The organism is Stutzerimonas sp. R40042 (assembly GCF_026642215.1).
GTDB classification, from domain to species: domain Bacteria; phylum Pseudomonadota; class Gammaproteobacteria; order Pseudomonadales; family Pseudomonadaceae; genus Stutzerimonas; species Stutzerimonas frequens.
On record NZ_CP113258.1, the window covers coordinates 2133482 to 2147885 of the forward strand.

General features: G+C 66.4%; 9 protein-coding genes. 4 read left to right on the forward strand and 5 right to left on the reverse strand.

What is annotated here, in order from left to right; all coding sequences use genetic code 11:
- Positions 1–6 precede the first annotated feature (6 nt).
- Genes tolR through OUY36_RS10195 form a run of 3 tightly spaced genes read left to right on the forward strand, consistent with a single transcriptional unit; the run spans position 7 to position 3268 of the window.
- Complete coding sequence (gene tolR, locus OUY36_RS10185) at positions 7–468, forward strand: protein TolR (protein WP_200594070.1); 462 nt, start codon at positions 7–9, stop codon at positions 466–468.
- Positions 468–1277, forward strand: coding sequence for an energy transducer TonB (locus OUY36_RS10190; protein WP_267937910.1), 810 nt, complete (start codon positions 468–470; stop codon positions 1275–1277). Before tolR ends, OUY36_RS10190 begins: the two co-directional genes overlap by 1 nt.
- 29 nt (positions 1278–1306) lie before the next feature.
- Entirely contained in the window at positions 1307–3268 is a 1962-nt protein-coding gene (locus OUY36_RS10195; protein ID WP_267937911.1) for a PhoX family protein, read from the forward strand.
- A gap of 22 nt (positions 3269–3290) precedes the next feature.
- On the opposite strand, the gene OUY36_RS10200 is transcribed toward OUY36_RS10195, so the two are convergent.
- A complete protein-coding gene (locus OUY36_RS10200; protein ID WP_267937913.1) occupies positions 3291–6284 on the reverse strand; it encodes a PAS domain-containing hybrid sensor histidine kinase/response regulator in 2994 nt (997 codons plus the stop codon).
- A 207-nt stretch (positions 6285–6491) separates the two neighbouring features.
- Between OUY36_RS10200 and OUY36_RS10205 the strand changes: the two genes are divergently transcribed.
- Entirely contained in the window at positions 6492–8456 is a 1965-nt protein-coding gene (locus OUY36_RS10205) for a DEAD/DEAH box helicase (protein WP_267937914.1), read from the forward strand.
- Here OUY36_RS10205 and OUY36_RS10210 read toward each other — a convergent pair.
- The 4 genes from OUY36_RS10210 to nirB all read right to left on the reverse strand — a co-directional run bounded on the left by OUY36_RS10210 (position 8453) and on the right by nirB (position 14057).
- The gene (locus OUY36_RS10210) at positions 8453–10174 is read right to left on the reverse strand and encodes a bifunctional protein-serine/threonine kinase/phosphatase (protein WP_267937915.1); all 1722 of its coding nucleotides are present in this window, start codon (positions 10172–10174) and stop codon (positions 8453–8455) included. The two genes, OUY36_RS10205 and OUY36_RS10210, sit on opposite strands and share 4 nt — an antisense overlap.
- A gap of 59 nt (positions 10175–10233) precedes the next feature.
- Positions 10234–11046, reverse strand: coding sequence for a formate/nitrite transporter family protein (locus OUY36_RS10215; RefSeq protein ID WP_267937916.1), 813 nt, complete (start codon positions 11044–11046; stop codon positions 10234–10236).
- A 69-nt stretch (positions 11047–11115) separates the two neighbouring features.
- Positions 11116–11499, reverse strand: a complete 384-nt coding sequence (nirD, locus tag OUY36_RS10220; protein WP_230725000.1) for a nitrite reductase small subunit NirD — start codon at positions 11497–11499, stop codon at positions 11116–11118.
- Complete coding sequence (nirB, locus tag OUY36_RS10225; RefSeq protein WP_267937917.1) at positions 11499–14057, reverse strand: nitrite reductase large subunit NirB; 2559 nt, start codon at positions 14055–14057, stop codon at positions 11499–11501. Before nirB ends, nirD begins: the two co-directional genes overlap by 1 nt.
- Positions 14058–14404 lie beyond the last annotated feature (347 nt).

Below are 14404 nucleotides of genomic sequence, written 5' to 3' on the forward strand. Positions count from 1 at the left end.
ACAGCCATGCTAGTCAGGCCACAGCACAAACACGGGCCCAAGGCGGAAATGAACGTGGTGCCCTACATCGACGTGATGCTGGTGCTGCTGGTGATCTTCATGGTCACCGCGCCGATGCTGGTGCAGGGCGTCAAGATCGAGCTGCCCAAGGTCGCAGCCGAAGCGCTGCCGGTGGAGAACGAGCGGCAGATCCTCACGCTCTCGGTGAAGGCCGATGGCGGCTTCTACTGGAACCTGGGCAGCGAACTGGACATCGACAACCAGACCGATAGCGCCGTCGACCTGGCCGAGCTGCAGGCCAAGGTCGGCGCGATCATCGCCGAGCGCGGCGACACCCAGGTCTATGTCCGTGCCGACGAGGCGGCGGACTACGGTCGCGTGGTCGCCGGTATCGCCGAGTTGCAACGCGGCGGCGTGGTCAACCTTGGCCTGATCACCGAGGCGCCGGCCGGAGTCGAGCAGCAGTGATGATGACCTTCAGCACGCCCGCCGCGCACGGCAGTGAAGTTGTCCCGCGCCAGTGGATGGGGCCGGCTGGGGCTGCATTGCTGACCCTCGGGATGCACGCCGGACTGTTCGCGCTGTTGCTCGGCAGCTGGTCGCCAGCGCTGGAAATGCCGGTCGCCACCCAGGTGATGCAGACTCAGTTGATCAGCCTGCCACCGCCAGCGCCGGTGCTGCCCGAACCGCCGGTCGCAGAGCCGGTTGCAGCGCCGCCGCCCCCCGTCGAGGTCGAAGCGCCCCCGCAGGTGGAGCAGGCCGACCTGGCTTTCAAGCGCGCCGAACGGGAGCGCGAGGCCGAGCAGCAGCGCCAGCAGCAGCTGGAACGCCGGCGCGAGGAGCAGCGTCGCCGGGAAGAGCAGCAGCGTCGCCGGCAAGAGCAACAGCAGGAGCGCGAACGTCAGGCTGAGCAGGCGCGACTGGACGCGCAGCGCCGCCAGGCCGAGGCAACGGCGCGCGCGGAAGCGGCTGAGCGCGCACGACAGGCTGCAGCGGCCGAGGCTGCCAGCCGGCAGTACCTGCCGATTGCCAAGAAGCCGCCGGTCTATCCGCAACGTGCGCTGGACGCCGGGCTGCAGGGTTCCTGCACGGTCAGCTACACGGTCGATGAGCAGGGACGCGTGCGCTCGCCGGAAGTGGTCGGCGACTGCCATCCGCTGTTCATCCGCCCATCACTCACCGCCGCCAAGAGCTTTCGCTACCAGCCGCGCATCGTCGACGGCCGCGCGGTTGCCGTGCCGGACGTAAAGAACACCTTCCATTACCGCATCGAATGATGCCGTTACGAATTCAGGAACCGTTTTCGATGAAACAGGATTTCACCGATTTTCACGCGAGCGTGGGCGCTCATGACGACCAACCTGTCAATCCGAGCGGCAACGTGCCGCTGCAGCAGGCGATCGATCAACGCCGGCGCGGGCTGCTCAAGGGTGGCCTGGGCCTGGCCGGCATCGCCTTTCTCGGCGGCGGAATGGCCGGCGCGCGAGCAGCAACCCGGGGCGACTCGCTGCTCGGCTTCGAAGGTATTCCGACCCAGCTCGACCCGCATTTCGACCGGGTCGAGGTGGCGCCGGGCTACAGCGCCCGGGTGTTCTTCTCCTGGGGCGATCCGGTGCATGCCGACGCACCCGAGTGGCAGCCGGATGCCAGCGACGATTGGCACGCCCAGCTCAAGCAGGCCGGCGACAACCACGACGGCATGCATTTCTTCCCGTTCCCCGACGCGCCCGACAGCCGTGGTCTCTTGGCCATCAACCACGAGTACGTCAACCCGACGCTGCATCCCGAGGGCATCAGCGTGGTCGACGGCCGGCGCCCGCTGGAGCAGGTGCGCAAGGAGCAGGCGGCCCACGGGTTGAGCGTCATCGAGGTGCGCAAGGATGCTCAGGGCCAATGGCAGCGAGTAATGGATTCACCGTACAACCGCCGCATTTCCGGCATGACGCCGATGGCCATTGCCGGGCCGCTGGCTGGTCATGCAGCGATACAGACCATGGACGACCCGGAAGGAAGGACGGTGCTCGGTACGCTGAACAACTGCTCCAGCGGCTTCACGCCCTGGGGCACCTATCTGGTCTGCGAGGAGAACTGGCACAACTACTTCGTCAACCACGACGCCGACGACCTTGCCGCGCGCGTCTCGCACAACCGCTACGGCATCGCTGGCAGCGGCATGAGCAAGCTCTACGGCTGGGGCACGGTCGATCCGCGTTTCGATGCCACGCCGCAGGCAGGCCAACCCCATGGCGGCTTCGTCAACGAGCCGCACCGATTCGGCTGGGTGGTGGAGGTCGATCCGTTCGACCCGCAGAGCACGCCGGTCAAGCGCACCGCCTTCGGCCGCTACTGCCGCGAGTGTTCGGTGCTGTCGCTGGGCGAGGACGGGCGCATGGCGTTCTACTCAGGCGACGACACCAAGGGCGAGTACGTCTACAAGTTCGTTCCCAGCGGCCGCTACGTGCCCGGTGCGGACGCGGCCAACCGCCGCTTGCTGGATGAGGGCACCTTGTATGTCGCGCGTTTCGATGCCGACGGCAGTGGCCAGTGGCTGGCGCTGCTGCACGGCGAGCATGGCCTGACCGCGGAAAACGGCTTCCCCAGCCAGGCCGAGGTGCTGCTCAACGCTCGCGCCGCCGCCGACCGTGCTGGCGCGACGCCGATGGACCGGCCGGAGTGGGTCGCAGTGCATCCCGATACCCGCGAGGTCTACGTCACCCTGACCAATAATGACGGGCGCGGCACCAAGCAGCCGCTGGACAAGGCCAACCCGCGGCCGAACAACCTGCACGGGCAGATCCTGCGCTGGCAGGAAGAGGGTGGCGACCCGGCGGCGACGCGTTTCCAGTGGGAAGTCTTCCTGCTCGCCGGCGAGCGTCGTGGTGCGCGAGATGCCCAGGGCCGGCCGGTTGCCGCCAACCTGATCGGCACCATCGACGGTGACATCTTTTCCTCGCCGGACGGGCTGGCCTTCGATCGTGACGGGCGCTTGTGGATCGAAACCGATTTCGACGATGACGAATCGGTGATGCAGGCCATGGGCACCAATCAGCTGCTCTGCGCCGATCCGAAAACGCGCGAGGTGCGGCGTTTCCTGGTCGGGCCGCGGGGTTGCGAGATCACCGGCATCACCTGGAGTCCGGACTACCGCGCCATGTGGATCAACGTGCAGCACCCGGGGCTGAGCTTCCCGGCCAGCGACGGCCAGTCACGCCCGCGCTCGTCCACGGTGCTGATCACCAAGGACGATGGCGGCGTGATCGGCAGCTGACGATCACGCCGCCGTCATCTGTTCAGGAGCCGCCACGCAGCTGCTCGATGGCGTCGAGCAGCTGGTCCGGGGTGAAGGGCTTGGCCAGCCGGTGCAACGCTAGCGCCGGTGTGGTGGAGGGCAGTTCGGCGTAACCGGACACCAGCAGAACCGGCAGCTGCGGGCGCGTTTCCCGCACCACGGCCGCCAGCTGCGCGCCGCTCATCAGCGGCATGGCGTGGTCGGTGACCAGGATGTCGACCTGGTTGACCCGCAGTAGGTCCAGCGCTTCGCCGGCCGAACGCGCGCTGAGCACTCGATGCCCGGCAGCTTCCAGGATGCCGACGGTGCTGAACAACACCAGCTCGTCGTCGTCCACCGCCAGCAGCGTCAGCGGCTTCGTCGTGCGCCGGGGGCTTTCATCGGGTGCCGGCATGGAGACAGGCGCCGATGCAGGCGCGTTATCCGCCGCCAGGGCCGGTAGCCAGATCTCGGCGGTGGTGCCCGCGCCGGGCGAGCTGCTTAGCACCAGGCAGCCGCCGGATTGCTCGGCCAGGCCATGCACCATCGACAGGCCGAGACCGGTGCCCTTGCCGACGTCCTTGGTGGTGAAGAACGGCTCGACCGCACGCTTGAGCGTCGTTTCGTCCATGCCGGTGCCGCTGTCGCTGAGCTCCAGGCGCACGTAGCGAGCGGCGGGCAAGCCGTTCTGCTCCTCGGCCAGGCTCAGTTCTTCGGCGGTGATGCGGATATGGCCGACGCCGGCCATGGCGTCACGCGCATTGGCGGCGAGGTTGAGCAGGGCGGTTTCCAGCTGGTTGGGATCGGTCTTCACCCGCGCCAGCCGGGTCGGCAGCTCGACCTGCAGCTGGATGGTCGGGCCAAGCGAGCTGAGCAGCAGCTCCTCCATGCCTGCGATCAGTTGCGCCAGGTCGATCGGCGTCTTGTGCAGTTCCTGCTTGCGGGCGAAGGTGAGCATGCGCGCGGTGAGCGAAGCGCCGCGCTCGGCACCGGTCCTGGCATTGTCCACCAGGCGCAGCAGCGCGGGGTCGGCGGGCATGCGCCGACGCAGCAGGTCGAGGCTGCCGAGCACGGCCATCAGCAGGTTGTTGAAGTCATGGGCGATACCGCCGGTGAGGTTGCCCAGCGCCTCCATCTTGTGCAGCTGCTGCAGTGCCTGTTCGGCATTCACCCGTTCGCTGATGTCCAGCGCTTCGGGTACCAGGGCGAAGATGCTGCCGTCCTCGCCCGTGACCGGGCGCACGGAGAAATCGAAGACGCGCACGCCCTGCGGCATGTTTAGGGTCATGGTCACGCGCTCGGTGGCACCGGCCGCTACCCGCCGCGTCATCTCGCGGACCCTCTCTGGCATGCCGGGTGTCGCGGCGAACCAGGGCGATTCCCAGAACGGCAGGTAGGCCAGTTCGTTGAAGCGGGCGCCTATGCCCGCCAGCGCCGTGGCGTTCACGTAGAGAATCGCGCCGTCCGGCGCGAGCATCGCCATGTACAGGTGCGACGTCTCCAGCACCGCGCGGATGTTGGCCTCGCTGCGGGCCAGCGCTGCGGTGCGCTCGGCGACCTTGGCTTCCAGCTGTTCCAGAAAGCACTGCTCGCGTTGCCTGACTGCCGCAGCAGAGCGCACACGCTCGATGTGCGCCCAGGAGCGATCGGTGACTTCTCTGAGCAGGGCAAGCTCACAGGCGCTCCATACGCGAGGCACGCGGTCATGAATGGCCATCAGCGCGGTCAGTCGGCCCTCCTTGACCAGCGGCAGGCAAATGGTGGCGGCGATATCCAGTTGCTGGAAGGTCGCCGCGTCGGCGGCGGGCAGGCGGGCGAGGTGATCGTCGACGATGAAGGCTTCGCCGGCGCGCAGCTGCTGGACCGCGAGACTGCCGAACGCGGCGAGCCGGTAGTGGCCGACGATGCTCATGCAGTCCGGCGCCGACCAGTCGCCGCGGATGGTGAAGCTGTCCTGGTCGGGCTCCATGTCGGCGTAGGCGCAGCTGGACAGCCCCAGATGCTCGCCGAGCATGCGTGTGGTGGTGGCCAGGATGGCGTCGGCATCGACGCTGCGGGCTGTTTCCTTGGCCAGTGCGTCGAGGAAACGCAAGCGTTGTTCGTTTTCGCGCAGGGCCTGTTCGGCCTCGGCGCGCTCGGTGACGTCATGACCTTCGACGAAGATGCCGCAGACATCGCCATTCGCATCGGTCACCGGCTGGAAGACGAAATCCAGCAGGCGCTCTTCCTCCGCCTCTCCCTGGATGCGCTGCAGGCCGACGCGGATACCGGAGCCGACAAAGGCCGTGCCGCTGCGATAGACCTGGTCGAGAATGTCGATGAAGCCCTGCCGCTCGACCTCCGGCAGCGCTTCGCGTACCGGCCTGCCGATGACATCGCGTTCACCCACTACGCGCAGATAGGCCGGATTGGTCATCTCGAAGACATGTTCCGGGCCGCGCAGCATTGCCATCAGTCCCGGTGCCTGTTCGAACATCTGTTGCAGGCGTGCCTGCTGGCGCTGCAGCTCACGCTCGGCCATTACCCGCTCGGTGGTTTCCACCACGAGAGCGATCACGCCGGCCGGCCGGGCCTGATCATCGAACACCGGCGAATAGTCCAGATTCATCCAGGCGCGCTCGGGACGGCCGCTGCGGTACAGCAGCAGTTCCTGGTCCTTGTACGACAGCGCGCCGCCAGCCAGGACGACCTTCATCACGTTGTCGTTGAACTCGGCGACTTCCGGCCAGCCCTCGCGTACTTCAGAACCGAGCAACTGCGGATGTCGGCTGCCAGCGAGCTCTGAATAGGCGTCGTTGTAGATCATGACGCCGCGCTCGCCCCAGAGCAGCGCGATGGGCGTCGGCGAAAGCAGCAGCATGGCCGTGACGGTCTTCAGGCTCGACGGCCATTCCGCCAGCGGTCCCAGCGCCGTCTGCGACCAGTCGAAGCGGCGAATCAGTGCGCCGAGCGCGCCGCCGGCGGGGAGAAATGCGAGGCTCGAGTTGTCAGGCGCGAGGTTTGCTGCCGGGTCCATTAGTAGCGATCCGTATCCGGTGTGAAGACAGGGCAGGGCTGTACAGGCGAGAGCTGGTTCAGCTCGGACAGCCGATTGCCCGGGAAGTCGTGCCGGCGAGGCAGGCGATTGCTGGCGCCATTCGCTGCTGTTCGTCCTTGCAGCGGCCAGCGTACAGGGAAAAACCCGTACCATATCAACGATATGCAATGCCCACGGTGATTTCCGATGTTTTCTGCCGTCAAGCGTTACAGGGCTCTGGTCGCCGGGGTGCTGCAGCGCTGTTTTCCACGTACCTCGGCCCATCTGCGTGATGAGGACGAGCTGTTGTTTCGTCGCTGGGGCGGTGCGCCTGGCAAGGCGAACAAGGCCACGGCCAGCAAACGCAAGGGCAAACCTGCCACCAAGTCAAAGAGCAAATCGGAAGGGCCAGCGCGTGCCGCCGCCAAGCCGCGCAAGACGGCCGCTCAGGGCATCTATGCGGCTGCGCAAATAAAGGTTGAGGATGCGCAGGTTCAGGCGATGCGCGACCGCGTCGAGCAGGCGGTAGCTGCCGGGATCATCAGCGCACCGTCGCAAGAGCAATGGGCGATGATCCTCAGCCGCAGCCCGGTGACGCGAATCTTCGCCGGCGCCGGCTCCGGCAAATCCACCACCTTGCTGCTGCGGGTGGTGTTCATGCTCTGCCACATGGGCGTCGAGCCTGGTCGGCTGACGGTCATTTCCTTTACCAATGCCTCCTGCGCGCAGCTGCGCGAACAGCTGGTGCGGGTGCTTGGCTTCTGGGAGGTGCCGTTCGATGCGCAGCAGGCGCGCCAGTGCGTGCGCACCTTCCATTCGGCCATGGCGCAGCTGGCGCGTGAGGTGCTGGCCCGGCCGGTCTGGTTCGAGCAGCTGGACGACAAGGCCGCCGCGGCGGACGAGCCGGACAACCCGCTGGCCACCGCACGCCTGCGTCCGGCGCAAGTTCGCCTGCTCAAACAGGCCTATCAGCAGTGCTACGCCGAGCAGGCGACATTCCGCGAACGGGTGCACCGCCTGCTCGATCTGCCTGAGCCTGCGGCCGAAGCCGAGCAGGGCAAACGCGCCGCACCAAAAGCGCCAGGGGATGCCTTCACTCTGGCCGGCGAGTTCACGCCACTGCCGCTGTACGAGACCTTCTACACCCAGGTTGGGTTTATCGAGAGCATCGGCATTCGCATCGATCAGCTACAAGCGGCCAGATTGCAGTGCGCGTCGCGCGAAAAGGATTTCATCGAGGCGCTGGTGAGCTTCCATGGCTACTTCAGGGCCGCGCTGCGAGAGCAGGGGCTGCTGACCTTCAATGAGGCCTTTCAGCAGCTCACCGAACTCTTGGGCTCAGGCTCGGATATGCCACAGGCCAGCCTTGCCCCGTTCGAGCACCTGCTGATCGACGAATTTCAGGACATCTCCCCGCAGATCGTCCAGTGGCTGCAGGCCTTGCATCGCCGGCTGGCGCGACAGAAGGTCGGCCCGAGTCTGATGGCCATCGGTGACGACTGGCAGTCGATCTACGGCTGGCGCGGCAGTTCGCCGGAGTTGTTCATGGACTTCGACAAGTACTTCCCGCGGCGCGGCGCCAAGGGCAGCGAGACGCTGCTGCTGGAGACCAACTACCGCTCCATCGAGCCGGTGATTCGCGATGGCGAGGCGGTGCTGGCCGGCGTGCAGTTCAAGCAGGCCAGGACCAGCCGGCCATGCAAGCCGACGCAGCCCGGCGACCACGGGGTAAAGCTGGTCACTGGTTTCGACCTGAACAAGGGCCTGCCGAAGCTGATCGAGGCGATCACTGCGCAGTGCGCCCATGTGGCCGAACGGCAAAGCCGCGAACGCACCGCGGTGCTGCTGCTCAGCCGGCGCAACGAGCCGCTGCGGACCATTCAGGCGCAGCTGGACCGCAAGCTGCCGGTCAAGGCTTACACCATCCACCGCGCCAAGGGATTGCAGGGCGAGGTGGCGATCATCGTCGACGACTGCGCCCCGGTGCAGCCGCACCCGCTGCGCAATGCGCTGTATGCCTACTCGGGTTTCTTCCGCAACAGCTATGACCAGGCCATGGCCGATGAAAGCCTGCGTTTGGGCTACGTGGCGATCACCCGCGGCGTCAGCCGGGTGTTCTGGTACACGCGCAAGCCTCAGGGTGCCACGGCACTGTTGCGCCAGCGCGGCTAGCGCAACAGCAGCGCAACGACTGTACCGGCCAGCAGCAGCGACAGGCCCTTCCAGAACAGCAGCGGATTGCGTTCCAGCAGCGGCGGGCGGGCGCGGTTGAGAAACGCCGGGTTGGGCTGGCGCAGCTCGAAGACGAACTCCGACAGCTCGGCATAGCGCCGCGCCGGATCGGGATGCAGTGCCTTGCCCAGCACTTCGTCGATCCACGCGGGAATATCGCGCTGCGCATGGCGCAGCGGCTGATAGCACAGGCGTTTTTGCGCTGCAGTGGTGCGTGCCCTGGCGACGCCGGCGCCGTAGGGCAAGCGACCGCTGAGCAGCTGATAGGCAATCACCGCCAGCGAATACTGATCCGAACGCGGCGTGCCGGCCTCGCCGAGGAAGTACTCCGGGGCGGTATAGGCGGCGGTGCCGAGCAGGTTGTCCTGCGTACCCGGCGCATTGCGCTCGGCCAGCCCGGCGACGCGGGTCGAGCCGAAATCGATGATCTTCAGGGTGCCGGTGGCGTCGATCATCAGGTTCTGCGGGCGCAGGTCCTGGTGCAGCATTTCCAGGCGGTGGAAGGCGCGCAGACCGCGGGCGATTTGCTCGACGATGCCGCGCACCGTTTCCAGGTCCGGCAGTGGATGGTCGAGCATCCACTGCGCCAGCGTCTGGCCATCGATGAATTCGCTCACCGTGTACAGGTAGCGGCGCTGCCGTGGCGGCGGGCAGGCCTTGACCACGTGGGGGTTGTCCAGCCGGCGGGCGATCCACTCCTCCAGCAGGAAGCGCTCCAGATAGGCCGCGTCGCCTCGCAGTTCCATCGACGGCGTCTTCAGCACCATTTTGGCGCCGCTGGCTTCGTCGACGGCCAGGTGCACGTGGCTGCGGCTGCTGATGTGCAGATCCCGGACGATGCGGTAGCCGTCGAACTGCATGCGCGGTTCCAGCAGCGGCGGCAGCGCCAGTTCGCCGAGTTGCCGCTGCACGTCGTCGACGGCCTGCTCCGGCAGGCTGTCGATGCGTACCAGCTGTGCGGTGAGGTTGTCGTCGCTGCCGTTGGCCAATGCCCGCTCGACGATCCGGCGCGCCGCCAGGTCGAGGTCGTCGCCATGCTCGGCGACGAGCTGCGCCACATCCCGCGCGCCGATGTGCTCGTAGACGCCATCGGTGGCAAGGAGGAACAGATCGCCGACCGCCAGCGGCAGGGTGCGGTAGTCGATCTCCAGGTGCCGGTCGATGCCCAGCGCGCGGCCGAGGTAGCTGGTATCCGCCGACACGCGCACGCGGTGATCTTCGGTCAGCTGTTCCAGGCCGCCGTCGCGCAGTCGATAGATGCGCGCATCGCCGACGTGGAACACGTGCGCGCTAGCGGACTTGAGCACCAGCGCGCTGAAGGTGCAGACATAGCCGCGGTCGCGGTCATAGCGGTGCGGGCTGTGGCGGGTCTGCGCATGCAGCCAGGAATTGATCGCCACCAGCACCCGCTGCGCCGACTGCTTCACCGACCAGGCGTCGGAGGTGCAGAAATAGTCGGAAAGAAAGCTCGCCACCGCGGTTTCGCTGGCGATATGGCTGACCTCGCTGCTGCTGATGCCGTCGGCCAGCGCGATGGCGATGCCCTTGCTGACGAGCTGGGCATCGCTGGGCACGCAGGCGCCGTGAAAGTCCTGGTTGGCCGGTTTGCGTCCGCGGTCCGAATGCTGGCCGAGGGAAATGGCGAGTTGGCTGGGCATCTTCATCTGCGCAAAAGCCCCGGCGCGCATGCGAGCCGGGGCCTTCGTTCACTCCAAAGTCAGTAGACGGTGCGCTTGGGTGCGGTGCGCACATGGGTGGTGTAGAGCGTCAGGCCGGTGAAGGCCAGGCCGCCGACCAGGTTGCCCAGTGCGGTGGGGATTTCGTTCCACAGCACGTAGTCCATCACCGAGAAGTCGCCGCCCATGATCATCGCCGAGGGGAACAGAAACATGTTCACCACCGAGTGCTCGAAGCCCATGAAGAAGAACAGCATGATCGGCATCCACATGGCGATGACCTTGCCGCTGACCGAGGTGGAGATCATCGCGCCGACGACACCCATCGAGACCATCCAGTTGCACAGCATGCCGCGCAGGAAGATGGTCGCCCAGCCGGCTGCGCCGAACTCCGCATAGCCCAGGGTGCGAGCCTCACCGATGTGGGAGATTTTTTCGCCGATCGGCCCCGGCTCCGTGGAAAAGCCCATGGTGAAGACGAAGGCCATCATGAAGGCCACGGCCAGCGCACCGCCGAAGTTGCCCAGAAATACCCAGCCCCAGTTGCGCAGTACACCGCCGACGGTTACCCCGGGGCGACGGTCGAGCAATGCCAGCGGGGTGAGCATGAACACCCCGGTCAGCAGGTCGAACCCCATCAGGTAAAGCATGACGAAGCCCACGGGAAAGAGCATGGCGCCGATCAGCGGTGAACCGGTCTGCACGGTGATGGTCACCGCGAACACCGCGGCGAGGGCGAGGATCGCCCCGGCCATGAAAGCGCGGATGAGGGTGTCGCGGGTGGACATGAATATCTTCGATTCACCGGCGTCCACCATCTTGGTGGCGAACTCCGAAGGGATTATGTAGGACATGGCGGATGCTCTCGAGTAGTGGGCAGAAACTTGCAAGTTGTGGGTTGTGCCGCGTCGCCGGCGGCGGATTCAGGCGACGGCGATTTCCACGGCATCGCCATTGAGGCGCACCGGCCAGACCCGCAGGCTTTGTTCGGGGTATTCCAGGCAGCTGCCATCGGCCAGGCGGAAGTGCTGCTTGTACAGCGGCGAGGCGATCACCAGCTCACCCTTGAGGCTGCCGACGATGCCGCGGCCGATGACGTTGGCACCCGACTTGGGGTCGCGGTTGTCGATGGCGAACAGCTGCTCGCCGTCGGCGTTGTCAGGCAGGTGGAACAGCGCTACCTGGGCGCCTTCGTGCCAGGCCACTACACCGGAATTGGCGACCAGATCGGCACGGCTGCACAGTGCCTGCCAGGCCGCCGGAGCGGCGGAACGGGAGTCGATACGAACGACGTTGGACTGGCTCATCAGAGGACCTCCTGGGTAAGTGGGATCAGGTGAAGTTCGCTGGCGCGCACCGGCCGACGCTGGCCGCGCTCCTTGACGAAGTGGATGTCGGGGTCGCCGCGGCCGTCGTTGACGAAGGTGCGGAAGCGCTTGAGCTTTTCCGGGTCGCTGATGGCATTGGCCCACTCGCACTGGTAGCTGTCGACCACGTGCTGCATCTGGCTTTCCAGCTCGGCGGCCAGCCCCAGGCTGTCGTCGAGGATCACGGCCTTGAGGTAATCGAGGCCGCCTTCCAGGCTCTCTCGCCAGACCGAGGTGCGCTGCAGCTTGTCCGCGGTGCGCACGTAGAACATCAGCACGCGGTCGATGGTGCGGATCAGCGCCTCGTCGTCGAGGTCGGTGGCGAACAGTTCGGCATGTCGCGGGCGCATGCCGCCGTTGCCGCAGATGTAGAGGTTCCAGCCCTTGTCGGTGGCGATCACGCCGATGTCCTTGCTCTGCGCCTCGGCGCATTCGCGGGTACAACCGGATACGGCGAACTTGATCTTGTGCGGGGCACGCAGGCCCTTGTAGCGGTCCTCCAGGCGCAGCGCCATGCCGACGCTGTCCTGCACGCCGTAGCGGCACCAGGTGCTGCCGACGCAGGATTTCACCGTGCGCAGGCTCTTGCCGTAGGCGTGGCCGGTCTCGAAGCCGGCGGCGATCAGCTCGCCCCAGATGTCCGGCAGTTCATGCAGCTGAGCGCCGAACAGGTCGATGCGCTGGCCGCCGGTGATCTTGGTGTAGAGGTCGTATTTCTTCGCTACCTGGCCGATGGCGATTAGCCCCTCGGGGGTGATCTCACCACCCGGGATGCGCGGCACCACCGAGTAGGTGCCGTTCTTCTGCATGTTGGCCATGAAGGTGTCGTTGGTGTCCTGCAGCGGAATCAGTGCCGGATCGGTGATCGGCTGGTTCCAGCAGGAGGCGAGGATCGAACCCACCGTCGGCTTGCAGATGTCGCAACCGACATGCCCGCGACCATGCTTGGCCAGCAGTTCGGCGAAGCTCTGGATGCCCTCGACGCGGACGATGCCGTAGAGCTCCTGGCGGGTGTAGGCGAAGTGTTCGCACAGGCTCTTGTCCACCGCCACGCCGCGCGCCGCCAGTTCGGCGTCGAACACCAGCTTGAGCAAGGCATTGCAGCCGCCGCAGCCGGTGGCCGCCTTGGTCGCTGCCTTGAGTTCGCCGAGGTCGGTGACGCCGGCGTCGACCTGGCAGCACACCGCGCCCTTGCTGACGTTGTGACAGGAGCAGATGGTCGCGCTGGCCGGCAGGGCGTCCGGGCCAAGGGTCGGAGCGCCTTCGGTCTGCGGCAGGATCAGCGCGGACGGGTCGGCCGGCAGCTTGATGCCGTTCTGCGCGTACTGCAGCAGGGTGTCGTAGTAGCTGTTGTCACCGACCAGCACCGCGCCGAGCACGGTCTTGCCATCGGCGGATACCACCAGACGGCGATAGCTGGCGCTGGCCTCGTCGATGAAGCGGTAGCTGCGCGAGCCCGGGGTCGCGCCATGGGCATCGCCGATGGAGCCTACATCGACGCCGAGCAGCTTGAGCTTGGTCGACATGTCGGCGCCGTAGAACGGCTCGTGCGGCTGCTCGGCCAGCTGCGCGGCGACACTGCGCGCCATGCTGTAGCCCGGGGCGACCAGGCCGAATACGCTGCCGTTCCAGCTGGCGCATTCGCCGATGGCGAAGATCGCCGGGTCCGAGGTGCGGCATTCGCTGTCAATGACGATGCCGCCGCGCGCGGCGATCTCTAGGTCCGCGACTCGGCCGAGGGCATCCTGCGGGCGGATGCCGGCGGAGAATACGATCAGGTCGGTTTCAAGAAACTCACCATCCTGGAAAACCATGCGGTAGGCGTGTTGCTCGCCGGCGACGATTTCCTGGGTGGCGCGCGACAGATGCACGCCGACGCCCAGCGCCTCGATGCGCGCCTTCAACGCCGCGCCACCGGCATCGTCCAGCTGCACCGGCATCAGGCGCGGGGCGAACTCGACCACGTGGGCTTCCAGGCCGAGCGACTTCAGCGCGTTGGCCGCCTCCAGGCCGAGCAAGCCGCCGCCGACCACCACCCCGCGGCGTGCGCCGCTGGCGGCAGCGCGAATGCCATCGAGATCCTCGAGGGTGCGGTAGACCAGTCGCGAGTTGCCCTCGGCACCTGGAATTGGAGGTACGAAGGGGTAGGAGCCGGTGGCCAGGATCAGCTTGTCGTAGGGTTGGCGACCGCTGCCGGTGACCACTTCCTTGCGCTCGCGGTCGATCTCCAGCACTTGCTCGCCCAGGTGGACCTTTACGCCGTGGCTGCTGTAGTAATCGGCATCGCACATCGCCAACGATTCGGCATCGCGGCCGCCGAAATACTCGGACAGGTGCACGCGGTCGTAAGCGCGCTGCTGTTCCTCGCCGAACACGTGCACGTCGTAGCGGGCGAGGGCGTCCTGTTCGATCAGCTGTTCGATGCAGTGATGCCCGACCATGCCGTTACCGACGATGACCAATGTCTCGTGCTTGAGCGGGGTGACGGTTGAACTCATAGCCTTTCCTCTCGAGCGGCTGCGGCACGCGGCCGGCAAAACGCAAAAAGGCGCCTGGAGCTGGTATCAGCTCCAGGCGCCTTTGCCTGGTTTCAAATATGTGTGGGGGCAATTGGCCTGGCGTCGTTGCCTGGTTCACCCGGTCCCGTGCCTGCTGGCGGGCGGTCGTCGGTGACCGCCTGGGACGTGCTGCCGTGGTGGCAGCTGTTGCAAGGGATTTAGCAGGTTGCGTGCCAGCTGCGTTGATGCACCGCTGCAGGCCACAGTTGGCGGGCCCGCACGGGTTTGTCTGGGGGGTTGATTCGCAGCCTGCCTCACGAGGCGGCTGAACCACTTCGGTGCGACAG